This window comes from Arthrobacter wenxiniae (genome assembly GCF_013376105.1).
In the GTDB taxonomy this organism is placed as follows: domain Bacteria; phylum Actinomycetota; class Actinomycetes; order Actinomycetales; family Micrococcaceae; genus Specibacter; species Specibacter wenxiniae.
This window is the reverse complement of sequence record NZ_JAAMFM010000025.1, coordinates 17,259-36,657: the sequence shown is the minus strand read 5'-3', so window position 1 is coordinate 36,657 and position 19,399 is coordinate 17,259. Positions and strand designations below refer to the sequence as shown.

Below are 19,399 nucleotides of genomic sequence, written 5' to 3'. Positions count from 1 at the left end.
GCCAGCGATCAATTCTGCCTCCGTTGACCATGTCGCACCAGACCATCGAGACGCCGCCCTCAACCGCGTTGACCAACCAGATTCAAATATGTCGATGAAGCAGCCACGGCCAATCGACTACACCAAATCGCTATGGCGAGAAGATACAGTACTTCCGGCCGCTGGCCTTGCCCCGCCTACAGCCATTCCCCGGAGCCAAAGAAGTGGTTCAAAAATTCCGTCAAAATTCCGTCACACGTCTGGCATCCAAGGCCCTCCCCGTCGATTCCGGACCCGACGGCCACTCACGCGGTAAAGCCGCTCCGTCACCATGAACTGGTATGGATACGAATGTTTGCCCTGAGTGTGGGTCCTCCTTTGACCCGGCGCGAGCCACCCAGCTGTACTGCTCCCCCAAGTGTTCGCGACGCCGTCGAGACCGCGCATGGCATATGCGCCATCGGGCAAGCTCCCAAAGAATGCTGCGGTCACAACTGGCGGACACTGCCGCCGAAGGCCGCGCCCGGCTGGAGGCCGCCAAGGAGAAGTGTCGCCGCCAGCTGTCCGCGGCGGAAGCGAAAGCAAGGAGAGAAATCGAAATCCAAGCCGCCCGCCATGAGCGTGAAACGGAAGACCTCCGTACCAGGCTCCGAGATTTGGCAACGATCAATGTCGACATCGCCTGCGAAATACCCGAGCTGAAGGCACAGGTCACCGAGCTCCAGCTCGAGAACGCACGCTTGTTCCATGGCCAGAGCGCGGACACCCGCGAACTCATGCAAATTGCCGGCCGGCTTTTCGAGCTGTCAACCAGGCTCGGCCTCCCCCTCGACAGGGCAACCAGGGAAATCTTCGCCCGCCGCGGCTGGCGGACCAACACGCTCGTCCCCGATCAATGACAGTCTCCCTCTCACGGCTCACCGCCAGCACCGGTTTGAATTACCTGCTCAAGACCACCATGCAGGACGACCTCCTCGTGCCCGTGGCGGACGCCACCAGCTACTACGTCAAGGCCGGAACCCCACAAGGCCGCTGGCTCGGCCACGGGCTCTCCGGCATCAACCGCCAGCCACACGGACCCGTCACGGTCCCGGACGCCAAATCCGTCTTCTCCCACGCCCAGAATCCCGACACGCAGGCCATCCTCGGGCGACCCCACGGCCAGACCACCATCGCTTCCCGCAACGGTGAGGAGCAACAGCGCCACGCCGTCGCCGGGTTCGACCTCACCTTCAGCGTCCCCAAATCTGTCTCCGTGCTCTGGGCCATCGCTGACAAAGACGTTCAACAACAAGTTCTCGACGCCCACCACCGCGCCGTCAACATCGTCCTCGAATGGCTTGAGGACCAGGCGATCCACACACGGACCGGACGCAACGGCGTCGCCCGCGTCGGCACCGAGGGAGCCATAGCCGCAGCCTTCGACCACTGGGAATCCCGCGCCGGCGACCCCCAGCTCCACACCCACCTGGTCATCGCCAACCGCGTCCAACGCGCCAGCGACAGCGCCTGGGCAACCATCGACTCCCGCACCCTGTACAAGTCCATCGTGGCGGCCAGCGAACACTACAACGGTCTCCTGTTCGACGAACTCCAGCGCATCCTTGGCGCCGAAGCGGACTTCCGCACTCCCACCACGGCGCAACGAAACCCCAGTCACGAACTCATCGGCATCAACGATCAACTGCTAAGGGAATTCTCCAACCGCAGCAGGCTCATCGACGTCGAGGCCGGCAGACTGATCCGGGCTTGGGCACAGGAGCATGGCAAACACCCCTCCGCCACGACCGTCATCAAACTCCGCCAGATCGCCACACTTGCCACCCGCCAGGCGAAAAGCGAGACCGCTAGGCCACTCAACGAACTCCGTGCCGGGTGGCAAAACCGCGCCCGGGACCTGGGCCAGACACCAAAAGCCGTTCTCGATGCCACCATTCACCGCTCCCTGCGGCGGGCCATCCGGGCGTCAGACGTCTCCCCCGAATGGATCGATGCCGCCGCAACAGTCACCCGTGACGGCGTCGCCCGGCGCCGGGCCACCTGGAACCGGTGGAACCTCCTCGCCGAAGCGGAACGCACCTGCGCCGACATCCGCTGCCATTCCCCAGCCGACCGCCGCGCCATGGTCGACGCCGTCACCAGCGCCGTCGAAAACAAGTCGGTCCCGCTCAACAACGCCCGTTACCGGCTCCCCCTCGACGCCCGCGAGGACCTCGCGTTCGCCGGCCACAGCGTCTTCGACTTCCCTGGGGCGCGCCTGTACACCGACGCCGGCACGCTCGCCAACGAACGCTTCATCATGCACGCAAGGAACGACGGCGGCGGCCCGGCCATCGCTGTAACCGAAGCTTCCAGCCACCTCGCCGAGTACGGGCGCCGCGCCAGCTGCGAACTCGCCCCAGACCAGCGCACCGCAGCAGAGACCGTCCTGACAAGCGGCAACCGGCTGGACGCCGTTGTCGGCCCCGCCGGATCCGGCAAGACCACAACGATGGCAGCCATCAAGGCCGCCTGGGAACGCACCCACGGCGAGGGAAGCGTCGTCGGACTTGCGCCCGCAGCAGCCAGCGCCGAGGTCCTAGCCAGAGAGCTCGGCATTACTGCTGAAAACGTCGCCAAATGGCTCTACGAAAGCGTAGGGCAAGGCGCCTATCAACGCGCCGAACGCTTCCGCGGACTGGAACAGTCGCCCCCACGATCGAGAAGCCTGGCGAACAAGTACTTGGCCAGCCTCTCCCTCCAACAGGCCCAATGGCAGCTCAGGAAGAACCAGCTCATCATCATCGACGAAGCCTCCATGGTCTCCACCATCCAGCTCACAGGGCTCGTCCACCAGGCAGCACAAGCAGGGGCGAAACTGCTGCTGGTGGGCGACCCGGCCCAACTCGACGCCATCGACGCCGGCGGCATTCTCGGCTGGCTCCACCGCGAGGGCAAGGCAGTAGAGCTGACCAGCATCCACCGCTTCACCCACGACTGGGAAGGTCCCGCCTCGCTTCAACTCCGCGACGGCAACATTGACGCCGTCGACCAGTACACAGCCAACGGCCGCATCGAGCACGGCGAGTTCACCGCCATGGTCGAAGACGCCTACCAGCACTGGGCCGCGGACCAACACAACGGCAAGTCCTCCATCCTCATCGCCCCGGACAACGACACCGTCACCACGCTGAACGAGCGCGCCCATGCCGACCTGGTCGCCTCCGGACACGTCGATGCAGAGCACACGGTGGCACTCAGCGACAGCCTGACAGCCGGCCGCGGCGACACCATCATCGCCCGCAAGAACAACCGCCGCCTGACCGACAGCAACGGCGACTACCTGCGCAACGGCACTCTCTTGCGGATCACAAAACGCCCACACCGCGACGGTTCGGTGGCCGCGCAGCGCTTGGACACCGGCGCCACGGTTCGACTCGATCCGCGATACCTCATCGAATCGGCCGAACTCGGATACGCCACCACCGCCCACCGATCCCAGGGCATCACCGTGGACACCAGCCACACCGTCCTCACCCAGGGCCGCCTGACCCGCGAACTTTTCTATGTCGGGATGACCCGCGGCCGTGCCAGCAACACCGCATACGTATGCGAATCCAAGCCTGCCGCGAACGAACCTTCCATGACTGGTGCGACCGCCAGCTGGTGCTCAATCCTGGGCGAGGTCTTGGCGTCCGCAGGAGCCGAACGAACCGCCCATGAAGTCCGCGCCGCCGAAATTGCCAAGGCTGACACCCTCGAGCGGCTCGCCGCCGAATATGACTACCTGGCCCAGCTCGCCGCATCCGAGCACCTGTCCACGGCCATTGCCAAGGTGATGCCCGACGCCGTTTCGCACCTTCATGAGTCACCCTCCTGGGGTGCCGGCGTAGCCGTCTGGCGGCGCGCACTTTTCACCGATCCGGGCGCCGCGCACCACGTGCTGAGCTGCGCCTTGCGCCACCCCGGCGACGCACAGGACCACATGGCGGTCATTCACGCACGCCTGCGCCGGGTCGCCGGAAACGGCATTCACCAATCGGGGAATGCTCTGTCCGAGGTTCTCAGCACCGAGCGCGCGGACCTGCGAGAGATGATCGAACAAGTCAGGTCCCGGACCGTCACGCGCCGCGATGACGTCGCCAAGAGGGCCCTGACGTCCAAACCCTCATGGGTGCAGGCGTTGCAGGCCATGGCGGGACCCGAGGTCGACGCTCAACGCTGGGTCGCCGTCGTCGGCGAAATTGCCGCCTACCGGGACCGGTGGGGCATCGAGGGGCGCGCTGATCCGTTGGGTCCGGTTCCTGCCAGCTATGACTGGGAACAAACGCGGGACCGTGACGAACTGCAGCTTCAGATCCAGTCCATGCTGCAGTCCGCCGCGCTCTCCGCCGAGGAGAGTCAGGCGGCGATACCCGCGTCGATTGTGCACAAGCCCCTTATCGATGTCGGGCCCTCGCTCTAAACTAAGTCTCGAAAGGAAGGGTGGTGGTGGTCATGAACCCCATGATCAAACCTGCAATCGTCTCGGCACCACTCCTCGGGTGGAGCATCCTGGCTTTCCCCTGCACGCTCTTTCTCATTCCGGCAACCATCGCGAACTGGCCCGCACCTGCGTGGATGGTTGCCACGGCCGTAGCCTTGCTCATCATTACGGCACTGCTGGTCCTACGCTGGTCTGCCAAAGTCCGCCGGGCCCGGCGTTGGACCGAGAATGCGCAACGCCTTTGGCAGGCTTTTGAAGCGGCCCGCCACACGGGCGCGACGACGACGGAAGTGACGGTTCTCAGCGTCGAGGAAGTGCAGCCGACAGGCGCCTGGGTCACCATCAACTGGGACCAATTCGGATACCGCCAGCCAGCATGGATTGAAGGCGCCGGCGGGACGTATTGGCCTGAATCCGTCTTGCTTATTTCGCCCGATCCGAACCAGGTCCACATCGGCCAGCCCTGGCCTCCGACTTATCGGATCGCAGAAGGCGACTGCCGGGCTGTGGCTCCGTCGGCTAGACGATGAGAGAATTCAATGTGAAACCAAGAACGCCAGTACAAACGTGGCGACAGCAGCCGATGCTCTCACAGTTGCACCCATCTTTATATCAGGCGACATAGCACTTGGGTAACCGAAGTCATAGGGGCACATTTTCGCATTCCCAAGAAACACCAAGAAAAACTCACTGGAAGACTTTTGATTAATACTACAAGTCCCAGATTAAGCGGTCCGACCCGAACAGCGGGACAGTAGTCTTATAGCAATAAGACAACACGATCCAAACGCTGCCTAGACGCCTATCGTAGAAGTTGGCGAGAATAAAAATATAAAAAAGCATATTAATATTAGTAAAAACGATATCCAAGAGGCGAGGCTAATATTGCAAATATTGAATTTATGATACTGGCCAGGCGTTAATCTACCGAGCCATACGTAGGAAATCAGTACCAAACAGAAGAATATCAGTGTCAGAAGCGCATTCGTAGTTGCGGAATAGTGTTGAACGAATATCAATAGAGCTGGCCATGCTGATAGCAGAGCTATCGGCAACCGCACGCGATCACTGTCTCGGGTAGTTCGCCTAATTATTTCATCTCGTTTCAAGTGGATGGACTCAGTTCCGGGGCGCCTCTCTTTACTAGCTTCACTCTCGAAGTATTGCGCTTGTTTCAAAGATATTCCGGACTGGAGAAAAGATCCTACCATCAGAATTATCATGCTTGGCGTCAGAGCAACAGCCGGGATCCAATTAAGCGTCATTTGATGCGACCCCTATTGAATCGCAAAGCTGTCTTCACCATGATACAGACGTGACGCGCGCACCATGGATCCATTTAACGCCGAAAATTCACAGAAATCAGCCTCAATAAAAGCATTGTCGCATCCCGCAAAATTATGGACTTCATTGGGATTCAACTCCAAACCGCTCGAGAAGGGTGGGCGCGTCGAACTCATGCACGTCAAGATGCAATCTAATCGCCATTTTGCGTTGTCCTGCGACGACAGATATGCAACATGATTTGGCGGGCTAAGCGAAGAAGTAAGGTCGACCTTAAGACGAACACTCATATCATTTCTAATAGAGATGCTATGAATTCGCTCCGAAGCACCGCCAGTGGAGGATTTTTCAAACCATATCTCAACTCTAACGTCCGGAAGATCTCGAATAATGAGCTTAACTTTGCGTTTATTCAAAATCACAATATTGCTCCTCAAATTCTGATCCACAAATGGCTATCAACGAGGATACCACTCCGTAGCGGGTAATTCGGCATCTACCACGTCCGAACTGTAGGCCAGCCTAGCGTTTCTGTATTTCCAAGCTACCTCTGGTCTGACATGAAAGAAGTTTTCGAGAATTTCGCTCCTAAGTTTACACAAATTTGACGACGCCGAAGCCTCTAAGAATTCGATTTTGAATTGAGTATCCCGAACTGGGCTTGGATAAATAAGTGATATCTCAGGGAATGCTCGGGTTGGTCTAGCAAACTTCCTTGCGTCTCTTCGCCATACAAACGTAAAATCCTTGAATGGAATTCTGACATAGGCAATCGATTTTCCGGATAAATTATCCTTCCTTGACTCGACACTTATAAAGTTTAAAACTTCAACAGCTGTACCAGTTCCTTCTTCTTCTTCATATCCATCAGGATTCTCGATTTCAATATCACGAATTTTGATTAATGACTCATTATCGATTGGAAGACGTCGCAAAGGCAGCAAGTCAACTATCTCGTTTATAGCCTTCTGAGAGGACCAAAGGATCGACGCTACGCCAAGGTCCACTTCAACTTGAAAATATTCGCCATTTTCAAAAGACAGCAGTCGACCTGAGCTCGTCTCGTTTCCATACGATCCAACATTTTGATTCATTTGAATCCCCGTGAATAACTAATAAATTTTCGAACACATTGAACTTTATCAAATCTAGCAAGATTGAAGCGATCTAATCTTCGCCGACCGGTCTTCCTCTCACCGTTTACTTGCCTGACGCCCTTCGTAGCCGGACTTGATATTTATGTGGAATTTTTTCTGGAAATCCATATCTTTTATTCAAGTTATACCGCTGGCTACGTTGGGTCAAGACCCCGTTTGAACCTTCTTGACGTTGGTGACCGTGAACCGAACCATCCACTCGGCCAGCTTCCTGTAGAGTCTCGGCGCCTCCCCTGCAACGCGCACCGGGACGGTTCATGATTGAGAGCCGGTGTCCTTTTGAGCACATGCAGATGTCAGCCGAGAAGTACGGTAGCCGTGTAGCCTCAGAGTGGTACCTCCGCATTGATGACTTAAGCGCCATGACTATGGCGCGCATACTTGGTCCATCGATTGCGACGTTGCGCAGATCCATGTCCACAGAGCCAAGGCTCCAACCTAGGTTGCTTGTCGTAGCCAGGAACCTATGAATTTGTAGCAAGCCGGATGCCCGGGAGCGGTGGTTCTATTCGGCTCCAGTCGGCAACGCTGCGTCATGCGTAGAGGGGACGGTCAGCTGCGTGCAGTTCGCGTCAGATGACCAGGCAGCAGATTTGTGTCTGCCGATAGTCGATGACCAGACAAACTTCAAGTCAGTCGATCGCCCGTGCCTGTGTTGCCGTCGATCGACGTGTTGGCATTCTCAATTCATTACCTGATGTCCCGTACGAAGCCATCGACGCTGACTGCGGGGAGAGTCTTCCACCCGACTCTGCCTGACCTGTGACGTCCAGAATGCACTTGGACGCCGACGTCACCCTGGCAAGAACTGATTTGGCGATGTCGGAACGGGACAGAAGCTTACAACCCGCTGCGGATTGAAGGATTGAATCCGCCTCGGCAACCAGAACGGCATCTGCCCAACCGGCCAGGTAGCTGGATGATTGTGGACCTCGGTCAATCCCGTGAGCCCTCATAACGGTGTAGGCGATCGATTCCGCTTCCACTTCGGCGAGACCTCGATGCTCTGCACTGCTTCCGTAAAGCATGCCCAGCGCATCATCGGGCCCATGGAGCATGGCGTGTCCGAGCTCGTGGGCAAGGACAGCAAGTCGTTCCTCGGCATCGAGCCATTCACCGATGCTAATAATACGGTTGCCGAAGTTCGTGTAGCCACTGGCCAGCGAATGCTGATTCGAGGAGACGTCGACATTGAATCCGCGGCGCTCAGCGAGCAGCACCAACGATGCCCACAAGTCCTCACACGCCGCAGCCGACATAGTGGCCAGCACGTTGTCTTGGCGAGGCACCAATAGAGGCTCGCCCTCTGTTTGGGAAACGTCAAAGACAGCCTGGCCGCGCCAGCCGATTATTCGGGATCGCTTGGCGTCGTCGGCCTCGACAGCAACGGCAACCGCCAGCGGGTTCTTGGGATCGACAATTTCCGGCTCGGCCCTGGCTGTCCTTGGCGCAATCACCCAGAGTGCGTGTTCGCCCTTGAGCACGTAGCGCCCATGGCGTTCCCATTCCTTGTAGCCGGCCACCAGCGTTGGTGGCTCCTTGCCGCGTTCCTGCATCTGGACCATCAGCATTGCGGCGTTGCCGCCGGAGTATCGCCAAAGGGTGGCCGAGTTGTCGAGTAGTTTCTGCCATCGCCAAGGCTCGTTGACAGCATCCTCCAGCAGATCAACGAGTCCTCGCGTCAGGGCGGCAACGCGCTCTTCGGGTGCAGGGTGGCTTGGCGGCGGCGCTGGCTGCCGTTCTACCGGGCCGGACTCGGAGACCGTGTCGTATTCCAACGAATCGGCACTCATTGCCGCCACCTCCGCCATGTTCTGTGTTCACGAGCTGTTCGCTCCGCATACCTGTTCATGGTTCCCGCGGTCCTGTACAGCGTGAATTACGCCGGTGCGCCTGGATCATGCCCCATGCTCGAAGATCCCGGGCCGCCGGGAGGGAGGACACGGCGCACAGTGGCCCTGTGCGCCTGCAGCCCGACGCAGCCGGCGGTGCGGGTGTGGTCGCGCATCCGCTCGATGCTCGACGTCATCCGTTCGTGAAACGTAATGGGACCAAAACCGCCGTCGTCTTCCGTGTAGGAAGCCTGCTCGGCACGCTGGAGCCCATACAGTTCGGCGACCATGTCGCTGTGTTTCCACCAACAGTCGGGAATCACGGAGGTTGGTAGGTGGTACGTGTCCACGAGCCACTGGACCCACTCTCCGAGATGCTTCCAGACGGTCTCCGCCGTTCGGGGGTCCATGTCCCGCCAGCGGTAGGTCATCGGTATCCGTTTGGACCGCTTGCCCTCGGCGGAGCCAAACAGCATCGCGGCAAATTCGTCTTCCGCTCCCCCGCCGACCGTGTATTCAAATGAGTCTTCCTCGTCCATTGCGTTTTCCTGTCACTCTTCCGGTTGGGTCCTGATATTGGCTTCCTGGCGTATCCGGTGGCCCGTGGCGAGTTCCATTTCGGTCTCTGCCTTGGACAGGCCCAGCTGGCCTGCATCCTTGCGTTTGTGCCACTCGCGCAGGTCAAGCAGGATGGGCCGGGTCCGCCGTCCCAGCATGATGGCAGTTCCCACGGGCAGCCTGCGGATCTCGTGCAAGGGAATTACCGGCGTCTCGCGGACCTGCTCGCCGTGTTGGCTGCCCTGCGAAGACCAGGACCGGGTGTTGACCGTGGTGCTGCGCTCGCCAATGAGTCCTGCCAGGGCTCGGAGGTCGCGTTCGTCGGAGCCGCCGCCGAAGATCACCTTGACGATCGCTGCGTCCCAGATGGTGGCGGCCTCGTCGATCGACCAGCCGGACCGCGCCTGGGACAGGGACTGCAGGACGACGATGGTGGAGATGCCGATCCCGCCGCCGTCGGACAGCACAACCGGTAGCCCGGGCCACGGGGAGAGGTTCGCGATCTCGTCCAGGATCAGCGACAAAGGCGGATCAAGACGGCCCCCGGGCGCCACGAAGGCCATCTCCCGGGCTGCGTGGTCGATGTCGTCGATCAAGGCGGAAAGGTACGGACCGGCGGCGGCTGCACCGGACTTCGTGCCGATCAAATACAACGTGCCACGCTGGCGTATGAAGGCCTTGGGATCAAATTGTTCAGCTTCGCCGCGAGGATCCAGGGCGGCCAAAACGGTCGGCGACGTAAGAGGTGCGACGGCTGCACTGACGCCGATCCACGAATTGGAGGTGTTGCGTGGGTCGTCGTCGATGATGCCTATCAGGTCCGCCTGCCACCCGAGTGCCGCCTCGGGTCTGCCAAGGATTTCCAGCGCCTCCTTTGCCAGTACCGGGCTGGACGACCAGCGCCGGAACCCGCGCACGCCGTCACCCGAGAGAGCCGCGGCATGGAGAAGGCATTGGAGGACGATGACGGCGCGTTTCTGCCATGCCGCGTTCTCGCCTTTGAACTCTGTATCTGCCGTGATGACAAGAGCCCGCCGTGTAGCAATGTCAGCATCCTCGCAGCCGCGAACCGGCGACCACCGGAGAGTTGTGGGCAGCCCCGACATCCCTTGGGGATCAAACACCGTCACAGGCCGGCCGCCGGACGCCCGTGCCTTCATCGTTACGACCAAGTTGTCCGCCCGGGTCGACGTCGTGACAACAGCCCCGGGCGCGTCGAGGATGGCGTTGATGATCAGGTACAGTCCCTTGCCGGATCGCGGGGCTCCCTGGATGACCATGGATTCTTCCGTTGACACGTGGACGGTGACCCCGCGTGACCTGCCAACGGTCCATGAGACTTCCTCCACCCGCGGCTTGTCGAGCCCTGGCCGAGTGAACTTGCCTCGCCGGACCGCGGCCCGGGATCCAAAGTCCCGGACGATCTCCGCGCGCCGAGCCACACCTTCGCGACTCAGGATGTCCTTGCGCAGCCACGAACCCGACTGCCGCCAAATCCGCCACGCGAAGTAGCCGGCTGCCCCGATCACCGCCAAACCTGCGAGCACGGGCCCGATGAGCAGCCAAACGTTACCGGTTCCCGCCCTGCAGGAAGGCGGCGCGGCAATTATCCAGTTCATGTGCCCGGTGAACAGCCCGATGCCGGCGGCCGGGCTGAACGTCCAGGGTGCAGCGGCGTGACAGCCCCACTGCACAACTGTGGCCGCCGCCACCTGGACGAGAAGACAGAATCCCAGATACAACGCGACGGCAATGAGAGCTGCGTTGAGCATCGGGTTGCCGTCATCCAATCGGCGGGGCATCAGCGCATCCCTTCATCGGTGCCGAATACCGACAGCTCGTCGGTGGTGATCCGGTTCGCGACAATGAAGGACCTGTTGCCCACCTTCCACAGCCCCATGCCCTTGGGCAGGTTCTCAACGTGCTCGCACTCGGCTTCGGTCAGCCCCAGCGCTTCCTTCGTCAACCGCATGGCGTCATGCTTTTGCCGGTAGATGATGCGGGTGTCGGCCTCCGTGAGCAGGCCCAGCGCTTTCTGCCGAAGCCCACTGGTGCCGTCCCCGATCTCGTTGAGGTCCGCCACCTTGTGCATGATGAGCAGGTTGGCGATCCCGTAGGTCCGCGCAAGCCGCCACTGCTCGCTCATCTTGGCCAGCATGTACGGGTCGGCGAGCATGCGCCAGCCTTCGTCGTACACCACGATCCGCTTGGCGCCGTCGGGGTTGGTCACGGCGGCTTCGAGCCAGGTTGCCCCGCAGGCGGCCGCCAGCGACAATGCCTGCTCGGATGCCCCGATCAGGGCTGAGGTGTCCATGACCATGATCGGGGCATCGGCGTCAAAGGCCACAGTCGACGGTGCATCAAACATTCCTTCGAGGTCTCCCGCCACGGTGCGGCGCAGTGAATGCCCGACGCCGGTTCCCCCGTCCCGTCCGACCAGCGCCACGGTCTCGTGGCTGGGATTGAGCAGGTGGTCCAGCACCATGGGGAGTGTTGGTGTGCTGTTGGCGGCCACGGCGTCCGTGAGCGCCATGTCAAGGGCTGTGTGTTCCACGGGGCTCATGGGCTGTCCCTGGCGCATCAGGGAAACCAATGCCACCAATAAGTGCCGCCGCCGTTGCCGGACGACCGCCGCCCATTGCTCGTCGGAAACTGACCTGGAACGGGGGCCGGCATCGAGGGGGTTCACCCTTGCCGGTTTGCCCGGCCCGACTGAAATGACCTTGCCACCCAGTGCCTTGGCGACGGGGACCCACTCTCCCTTGGGGTCGGACGCCACTGCGGCCTTGCGTCCCAGTGTGACCGACCGGGCGACCAGCGACTTCCCGCACATGGATTTGCCCGTACCCACCGTTCCGATGACCACAATGGACGGGCCGCTGATCACGCCCTTGTCATAGAGAATCCACGGATCGTAGGAGAACGCGCCGGCGCCGAACACGTCGGTGCCGATGTAGGTTCCCTCATGGCCAAGGCCGGATTCCGTCAAGAAAGGGTAGGCGGCGGCGAAGGTCATGGTCGAGGCCCGGTGCGGTGCCGGCCGGAGCCGGTGCGGCCCTCTCAAGGATGCGGTCTCGCGACTTCCCCAGTCCCCCTGCGAGCGCGATGGCGATTCATTCTCTGAAGGATGGGCACGCCTGTCCCAGGGTGCGCGCTTGGGCGAGGCGGCCTCGGAACGTTCGCTCCGGCGTCGTGCATCCCGGTCAAAACGCGACTCCCCTGACGGTGTCAAGCTGACGCGGTCTGCGTGCTTGCTCATTTCAGTCCCCTTCCGAGGGGCAGGGCTCCCGCGACGAACGCGGGCCATTGCTGGCCGGCGAGGAGCCGGAGCTCGACGAAGGCGCCGGCGGCTGCTGATTCCAGTTCTTGCCTGTACCGGGCCAGGCCGTCCAGGGTCTCCGCGGTGATGGTGACGTAGGCGGCTGGGCGGACGTCACCGTGGCCGGCGACGATCTCATCCTCGCGCTGGGCCACTTCCTCTTCCTCGGCCCGCTGCTCCCGGGTCAGGGGCCTGTCGAACCGGGCATTGACTCGCCTGCGGGTGTCGTGGGCTTCGTGGGCGGATCGGATGTCCCGCAGGGCCTGGTCGGTGGGAATGGCACGGATGACTTCCGTGACTGTGTGCCGGAAGTCGCCCACGTACACCAGCGGGTGCATGAAACCGGGGAACACCTTCTGCCGCGGCCACTCGGCGATCCAGAATGTCTGGTGAAACCCGGAGTCGGTGCGCAGGTATGTCCAATGTTCCTCCACGGCCATGGGCCCGCCGTTAATGGTCACCGCCTGCTGCCTGCCAGCGCAGACGGCGGCCAGCCGAGGGACGGCTTCCGGGTCGAAGGCGCCGCGTATGACAGCGATGAGCTTGTTCTCGGCAAGCCACTCGTCCACGGCGACGCCATGGGTCTTCAGCCCAGTCGTGATTGCGTCGACTTCCGATCGGACCACGTGTTCCAGTCCGGCTGCCGCGCCGCCTGCGTCGCGGATCCGCCGCCGGGCCTTGGCCGTGTCGATGACCAGGCAGACGAGCAGTTCGTGGCTCATGGCCGCCCCGGCCGCCGCGATCAGGTCCAGGTACGACTTGTCGCCCCAGTTGACCTCGTCAATGCGTGCTGGAGACTTGGTTCTGTCGTAGAAGTCGCGTAGCGCCGTGGAGGGATAGGGAACCGTGTAGTCCTGCACGGCAATCCTGGCTACGGCAGGGCGCTGTGCCATCGCCGTCTGCACCCTCGACCACGCCTGGACAGCGTAGGCCTTGTCGTCATCATCCAGCAGTGCGAAGGACGTAGTGCTGCAGCGCAGGATGGCCACGGCCTCGTGGCCTTGCTGGTCGACGACGTATGCAGCGCCGTCCCGCGTCTGGCGCAGTTCCAAGGTCCCGAGTCCGCCCGGCAGCGCCAGTTGACCCGCAGCCCTCGGTTGCTCCGGCTTGACCAGGTATTTGGTCTGCCCCGTCTGCTGGCGCCACAGAAACACGGTGGCGGCGTAGGCCCACAGAGGATACGGGATCCTCGAGTATTGGAGGACGCCGAACAGGACCAGCCCAAGCCACAGCGGCGACGTGACGATGAGCGCCGGCGGCCCTCCAACGGCTGAAGCAACCGTCGCGGCGAGTACACCTCCCGCCACCAGTGTCAGCTGGTACCACCGCAAACCCATGAACAAGCCATGCCGTTCATACCGGGGAAACTTCACCGGCTGCAGGCTGCGCGTATTTTCAGACATCTTTATCCCTTTCCGGGTTCATATTCTGCTGCCGTGGAACTGGCGGGGGCTGTGGCATGGGTGGCGGAGGCGCCGGCGCGGGAGGAGGCGCCTTCGTGGGAACCTGCTGCTGTGCTCCAGGCCCGGGTTCATGCGGTCGCAGCCGTTGCCCGGGGTCTGTTGGCGCGCCGGACGAGCCGGGGCCCGGTTGCCTGTTGCCAACGTTCGACGGCGGTGCGCCCGGGTCGCGGTGCGGCGTCCCCGCCCGCTTGACGTACGGCTGGCCGTACGTCTTGGTTTCGGACCCCGGCATTTGGTTCGACGCGCTGGAAGCAGACTGGCCGGCTTCGTGCTTCACGGTCTGCCGGCCCGGCTCGCTCTCCACGGGGACATTGACCCTCGGCTCGGGTGACGACTGGATCGGAGCCGGCCCCTTGGATCCGATGCTGGCCAGCGACAGCCCGCCGCCCATCTGCCTGCCGACCTGCCGGGCCGCGAAACCGCTGCTGCGCGTCAGGATGTGCCCGCCGCCAGCCACCTGGGCGGCGGCGGCAAGTTCGCCGCCGGCGAAGCTGACCAGGCGCAATGCCATCAGAGGCGCGGCGCAGGCCAGTGCCATGCCAACGGCGCCGGAAGCCAGCCCGGCAAACGACGTCGAATTGGCAAACAGCTTGACCGCAACCGCCAGGACGGTGGCAGCGAGAGGTTTGGCGATGAGAAGCGCGACGACGGTCTCGCACCAGCGCCGCGTCCACGACTTGGTCCGCTCCCATGGAATCAACATGATGGCAACCGGCGCCGTGGCCGCCAGGATGAGCAGCGCGAAGGACCTGAAGATCATCGAACACATCAAGATGAAGGCCATGGCCCAAACAACCGCCACCGCGACGACCGTCACGATCACGGGGCCGGCCACACCGGCGTCGCCGGGACTCACCATGGACACCAGGTCCCACTGCCGGCCGGAACCTGCTGGGGCGCGTTCAAAGCCGAAAAGGCGCATGAACACGAGGTACGGATCGGAGCCCAGGGTTGCCAACAATGCACTCGACGCCGAATCTGTGAACTGCGTCAGCTTTTGCATCAATCTGACGGCCCCGAAGACCACAGGCACGGCAATGCCACCGGCGATCAGTGCTCGGCCAATGCGGCGCGGTTGCTGGCTGATCATGCCGCCGAGCAGTTGGAGGATCATGGCCACCACCAGCGGCGTCATCATCACGACGATCCACCAATTCGTCATCCCGCTGACGATTGTCCAATCCGAGGGGCCGATGTCAGAAACGCCGAACGCCCCGGAGATGAACGACCACATCCAAGACGCCATGTTGGCCAGGATGCTGGCAAACATGTCAGTGATCGTCTGTGTGACCGTATCCTGCGTCTGCGATATCAGTCCACACCCGGGCGGCCACCACCCACCGGCAGAGCATTTGACCATGGGCAGCATCGCGGTGGCCTAGAAGCCGAGGTGAAAGGCTGTCTGCGACCAGAGGATGTAGCCGTTGATGCCGCCAAGTATGGCAGCAACCGGGCCAGTCCAGAGAAGGATCATGCCGCCGCCCGATGCCAATCGCGAGGACTGGCTCAGCTTGCCTGCCAACAGCATGGCGGCACCGAGTATGGCCACAATGGCGATGATGATGAAGGCGCCGACCAGAATTCCGCCGCCGATCTCCTTCAGCGACTCAAGGAAGGGAAAACTTGTATTGGGTGTGATGCCGGGATCGACCGGCGCGGCCAGGAACATGGTGAACTCCTATCAAGACCTGCCCACATTTGCGGGAAGGGTTCACCTGTTCATGGTTCCGAGAGAGTTATACGACGTGAGGAAGCACGAGGAGGAGCCATTGGCTTCGGCCTTGTTGACTATGAGACACCGACCAGGCTTGCGGATAGCGGTCCCGAGGCAGGCGCCGGATCTGTGCGACATGTGGATGTTGAAGGCCCGAATTGCAGCACGGATCGGACGCCCGGACCTAGACCCCCGACCGCTGGACTATGACATATTCTCTTGACGAACCTGAGAGAAGGGGGGACAGTGGCGTTTATGGGTGACGATCGAGTTCCGGGTCAGGATGAACCAGTCCTGCAAACTTTTGAATGCCCTATTTGTGCCCTCCGGGCATCGGCAGAAGGCCAAGCACCGCTATGTCCAAGGGACCGCGTCAAAATGCTGCCCGCCGCTGCGGTTTAGCATCCGTATGACTGCCTAGTTCTCCTGTCAATCTCCCTGAGTATGCCGCAGTATGCCTCCGCACTGGCAATTGCAGCTTGATAGCCGGCTAGTCCTAACACGACGAAGATCCCCGATGTGATCGCGATAGCCCACCAATCCGAAACCTTTCCAATAAGCATCAGTGGCGTAAGGACAGCGAGGAATCCGCCAATAAAGACGAACATCGCGTACATGTCGAGTCGGGTTCTGTAGTGGTCGTGATCACGCTGCAGTCGGCCCGGCAATAGATGCTTTCTCCGCACGACTAAGCCCTCGAGATCGCCGTCGGCGGTGTCCAACGTGTCCTCCGTTGACCGTAGAATATTTCCCAGTTTTGTCGGCATCATTCGACGCGGTTCCGGATAGCGCTGCTCTTCCTTGATCAATAAGTCAATCTTTGCGAGTCGCCAAGGATCACAGAAAGTACGCCAGCTAGCGAATTTCAAGATCTTTTGGTCTTTGCTCGAGAGCTTCTCACCTTGGACGTCCGGTTCGCTTCCAAGGCCGGCCTCGATTCCGAGGGCATCCTGCTCGAACCTTACGACAACGAATCTGGACCAGCCAGCTTCCAACATTCTCGGCCGAGCGATACCAAAGGCCCTTTCGGTTTCCTGCCGACGACGTCGACTGAGGTTGGTCTGCCTGCGCAAATGTCGTCTTATGAGCAGTTCACGGCAAAGAGCCACCAGGCCGCTCCCCCGCCAGTATCCTTCTAGGGCACGGATGGCAATGAACGAAAAGGCCTGCGTGATCATTGTGGCGACCAGCAGCAGCGGGATCACCAGCACCAGAAATCCCCAGCGGTCTGCAGCGATTCCGCTAACTGCCGCCGCTAAATCTACGCGGCCATGCGAACGAAACCAGACAAGTAGGGTGACCGAAGCGGCCAGAAGGCCTGCCGGAAGCCAGGCGCTCATGCTCAGCTGCTCCAAGACACGGACAATAAAGGCCGAGAGTCCGCCGCCGCTTGACCCTGACGTATCTGTCGCGGCCTTTTCCTCAGCGTCGCTAGCATCCATACCTAAGTGTGCACCGCGCATCTTGGCAGAGATCGTTGACTCGCCGATCATGACTTAGTTCACGATGCCTAGCCCTGCGGCAGCTTGCCTCGTCAACGTTTGCAACGGAACGAGGGGTGCTATGTGCCGTTTGCTCAAATTCACGATTGTTCGACCCCCCAAACCACGGGAGTCTGCTGAACGCGTCCAGAGTGGGCCGGGCCATAGCTGACGCCCATGGCTCGCGAACGGAAGGCGGAATGTCCTGCTGCGTTCAAATGCAACATAGCAGACGCACCTCGATCAACTCATCCGACATTCCGCTCAATGCTCAGCTACTCATGGCCAATCAGATCGAAGTATTTGGTTCCGGAATTCCACGCCACAGGATGCAGGATCGTCCCCACGGCCGGGTTCAAAGCGCTGAACATCATGCCGTTGCCCGCGTAGATCCCCACGTGACCCCAGTGGTTCGGTCCGTCCGGATTCTGCACAACAAGATCGCCGGGAAGCGGCTTGGACGTGGGTCTGCCAGCGGCCCACTGCTCCGTTCGCGGCAGGTGAATGCCGACCTGCTCGTAGACCCATTGAACGTATCCGGAGCAGTCCCATGCCTTGAAGGCCGTCCCGCCCCAGACGTAAGTCCCACCGACGCCCTCTTCGGCATAGTTGATGATTTCGCGGCGCAGCTGACTCAAATTGACCGGGAGAGTCACCGCCTCCTTAGCGCCGGTGCCGTCCGGGCACGTCTGCAATTCTGAACTGCTCTTGAGCGCGGTCAAGATGGCGTGCGCCTCTGGTTCCCACTGCGCATAGAGCTCTGGAAAGGCCGCCCCTTGGACGGCCTGAGCGGCGTTTCCCTTGGGCATGGATTCCCAGCCGGGAATGTCGAGCAGTCCGGGCGGCGAACCGTGATTCGGTCCAGAGCGTCCGCCATAAAATGCTTCGGCGTCGTATCGGCCATCCATCAATTCGGCCACACTGCCCCAGCCTGCCGACGGCCGCTGCTGGGCGGTACCCAACGAGTCGTGGTCGGCGCCAACACCATCATGTGGATACCCCAGGGAGGCCGGGACGGATGCATTGGCGAGCACTCTCAGGCCTGATTCCTGCAGGGACATCATGAGAGCAATCTCCAGGGCAGCATCCGGAGCGCCCATGTTCTTGCCGACCCCGATGTACAAGCGTGCCACCGCAACCTGGGCCGCACTGAGGACAGTGGGCGGGTCCGATGCCTTTACTACCGACAACCCGGTCCCAGCTGGCATAGCGGTGTCCGCAACCGTCGACGCGGTGGTGAGGCACGCCGTCGTACTTCCCTGCGCGGAAGTCGTTGCCGCCAGCGCCAGTCCGCCGCACATGGCCATAACCAGCACAGGCACCACGAAGCAGGCAACGCTGGTCACCAGGCGCAGCAACGCCCGGCGCTTGGCCACCGCGAGCAGCAGCGCCGGGACGGCCATTAGTACACGATCCTGCTGGCCGAGGCGTAGAAGCCGACCATGGCGCAGCGATCCACAGGAGCAGTGGCGGCCGGCGGACAGTTGACCATGACACTGACCGGCGTGGTGTAGGAATTGGTCCCGCCAGTCTGATGCTCGGCCACTTTAAGCGTGAACGTGCAGACATGCAGGCCGTCCCACGGCGCAGGGTTCTGCTGCACTTGGGCCAGCTGCCCGTCGCAGGCTGCCTTGGAAACGGACGCCGTGCGATACGCGTGCGTGCCCGACAGCGAAGAAAATGAGGCAGCCGTAACGCCTGTGGCCTGGAATTCCTGGGCCATGACGGTCAGCGGATTCGACCCGTCGGGAAGCACAGACCACCATGAACGCAGCCGCTCATATACCTCGGAGTAAGTCTGCGAGCGCGCATCCCATGTATAGATGGCCCGCGCTGCAGCCTCCGCCAACGTGCCGTAGTTTGAGGTCTTTGGTTCCCCCGGTGCCAGAACGGGCGCCGGCTGGGGAGGAGGAGGAACGACGGCGGCTGCGTCAGTGGCCTGTGGCGTCGCCGAGGTTGAGGTCATCGAGGCCGACGGACCCGACTGCGGGTGCACGGGCGGCCGCGCTGCCAGGACGGCTGCTACTGCGACTGACACGGCGATCCCCGCCAGCAAGGCCAGCCAGAGACGGCGGCGTCGCGCCAAACCGCGGAGCAGGCCGACAATCACGTACATAGGTAACCCCTTTCACCCTGTTCATGGTTTC

The 19,399-nt window shown here is 61.5% G+C and carries 16 protein-coding genes; 4 read left to right on the top strand and 12 right to left on the bottom strand.

Annotated features, from left to right (window positions below; translation table 11 throughout):
- Positions 1-458: 458 nt before the first annotated feature.
- From G6034_RS14805 to G6034_RS14795, 3 genes are read left to right on the top strand one after another with little or no spacing between them, the layout of a single operon-like run.
- Positions 459-878 carry a hypothetical protein gene (locus G6034_RS14805; RefSeq protein ID WP_176635877.1) on the top strand — a complete coding sequence of 140 codons (420 nt, stop codon included), beginning with the start codon at positions 459-461 and terminating at the stop codon, positions 876-878.
- Positions 875-4,423 (top strand): MobF family relaxase, encoded by a 3,549-nt coding sequence (mobF, locus tag G6034_RS14800; protein ID WP_176635876.1) that lies wholly within the window; start codon positions 875-877, stop codon positions 4,421-4,423. Before G6034_RS14805 ends, mobF begins: the two co-directional genes overlap by 4 nt.
- A 32-nt stretch (positions 4,424-4,455) precedes the next feature.
- Positions 4,456-4,974 carry a hypothetical protein gene (locus G6034_RS14795; protein WP_176635875.1) on the top strand — a complete coding sequence of 173 codons (519 nt, stop codon included), beginning with the start codon at positions 4,456-4,458 and terminating at the stop codon, positions 4,972-4,974.
- A gap of 747 nt (positions 4,975-5,721) precedes the next feature.
- On the opposite strand, the gene G6034_RS14790 is transcribed toward G6034_RS14795, so the two are convergent.
- From G6034_RS14790 to G6034_RS14755, 8 genes are all read right to left on the bottom strand, one after another.
- Entirely contained in the window at positions 5,722-6,150 is a 429-nt protein-coding gene (locus G6034_RS14790; RefSeq protein ID WP_176635874.1) for a hypothetical protein, read from the bottom strand.
- Positions 6,151-6,186: 36 nt separating this feature from the next.
- On the bottom strand, positions 6,187-6,822 hold the full coding sequence (locus G6034_RS14785; protein WP_176635873.1) for a hypothetical protein: 636 nt from the start codon (positions 6,820-6,822) through the stop codon (positions 6,187-6,189).
- Between the two features lie 695 nt (positions 6,823-7,517).
- Entirely contained in the window at positions 7,518-8,678 is a 1,161-nt protein-coding gene (locus G6034_RS14780; RefSeq protein ID WP_176635872.1) for an ArdC-like ssDNA-binding domain-containing protein, read from the bottom strand.
- Positions 8,679-8,764: 86 nt separating this feature from the next.
- Positions 8,765-9,256 (bottom strand): hypothetical protein, encoded by a 492-nt coding sequence (locus G6034_RS14775; protein ID WP_176635871.1) that lies wholly within the window; start codon positions 9,254-9,256, stop codon positions 8,765-8,767.
- Between the two features lie 12 nt (positions 9,257-9,268).
- Positions 9,269-11,077, bottom strand: coding sequence for a type IV secretory system conjugative DNA transfer family protein (locus tag G6034_RS14770; protein WP_176635870.1), 1,809 nt, complete (start codon positions 11,075-11,077; stop codon positions 9,269-9,271).
- Complete coding sequence (locus tag G6034_RS14765) at positions 11,077-12,291, bottom strand: ATP-binding protein (RefSeq protein ID WP_176635869.1); 1,215 nt, start codon at positions 12,289-12,291, stop codon at positions 11,077-11,079. The genes G6034_RS14770 and G6034_RS14765 overlap by 1 nt, the downstream gene beginning before the upstream one ends.
- A 239-nt stretch (positions 12,292-12,530) precedes the next feature.
- On the bottom strand, positions 12,531-13,997 hold the full coding sequence (locus G6034_RS14760; RefSeq protein WP_176635868.1) for an SCO6880 family protein: 1,467 nt from the start codon (positions 13,995-13,997) through the stop codon (positions 12,531-12,533).
- Positions 13,990-15,195 (bottom strand): type IV secretion system protein, encoded by a 1,206-nt coding sequence (locus tag G6034_RS14755; protein ID WP_176635867.1) that lies wholly within the window; start codon positions 15,193-15,195, stop codon positions 13,990-13,992. The genes G6034_RS14760 and G6034_RS14755 overlap by 8 nt, the downstream gene beginning before the upstream one ends.
- On the opposite strand from G6034_RS14755, the gene G6034_RS14750 reads away from it, so the two are divergent.
- The gene (locus G6034_RS14750) at positions 15,170-15,439 is read left to right on the top strand and encodes a hypothetical protein (protein WP_176635866.1); all 270 of its coding nucleotides are present in this window, start codon (positions 15,170-15,172) and stop codon (positions 15,437-15,439) included. The genes G6034_RS14755 and G6034_RS14750 overlap by 26 nt on opposite strands.
- Here the strand turns inward: G6034_RS14750 and G6034_RS14745 are convergent.
- The 4 genes from G6034_RS14745 to G6034_RS14730 all read right to left on the bottom strand — a co-directional run bounded on the left by G6034_RS14745 (position 15,436) and on the right by G6034_RS14730 (position 19,368).
- On the bottom strand, positions 15,436-15,726 hold the full coding sequence (locus G6034_RS14745) for a hypothetical protein (RefSeq protein ID WP_110502186.1): 291 nt from the start codon (positions 15,724-15,726) through the stop codon (positions 15,436-15,438). The two genes, G6034_RS14750 and G6034_RS14745, sit on opposite strands and share 4 nt — an antisense overlap.
- A gap of 443 nt (positions 15,727-16,169) precedes the next feature.
- Positions 16,170-17,264, bottom strand: a complete 1,095-nt coding sequence (locus G6034_RS14740) for a hypothetical protein (protein WP_176635865.1) — start codon at positions 17,262-17,264, stop codon at positions 16,170-16,172.
- A gap of 263 nt (positions 17,265-17,527) precedes the next feature.
- On the bottom strand, positions 17,528-18,655 hold the full coding sequence (locus G6034_RS19910; protein ID WP_246296002.1) for a C40 family peptidase: 1,128 nt from the start codon (positions 18,653-18,655) through the stop codon (positions 17,528-17,530).
- Positions 18,655-19,368, bottom strand: coding sequence for a hypothetical protein (locus tag G6034_RS14730; protein WP_176635864.1), 714 nt, complete (start codon positions 19,366-19,368; stop codon positions 18,655-18,657). The genes G6034_RS19910 and G6034_RS14730 overlap by 1 nt, the downstream gene beginning before the upstream one ends.
- Between the last annotated feature and the right edge of the window lie 31 nt (positions 19,369-19,399).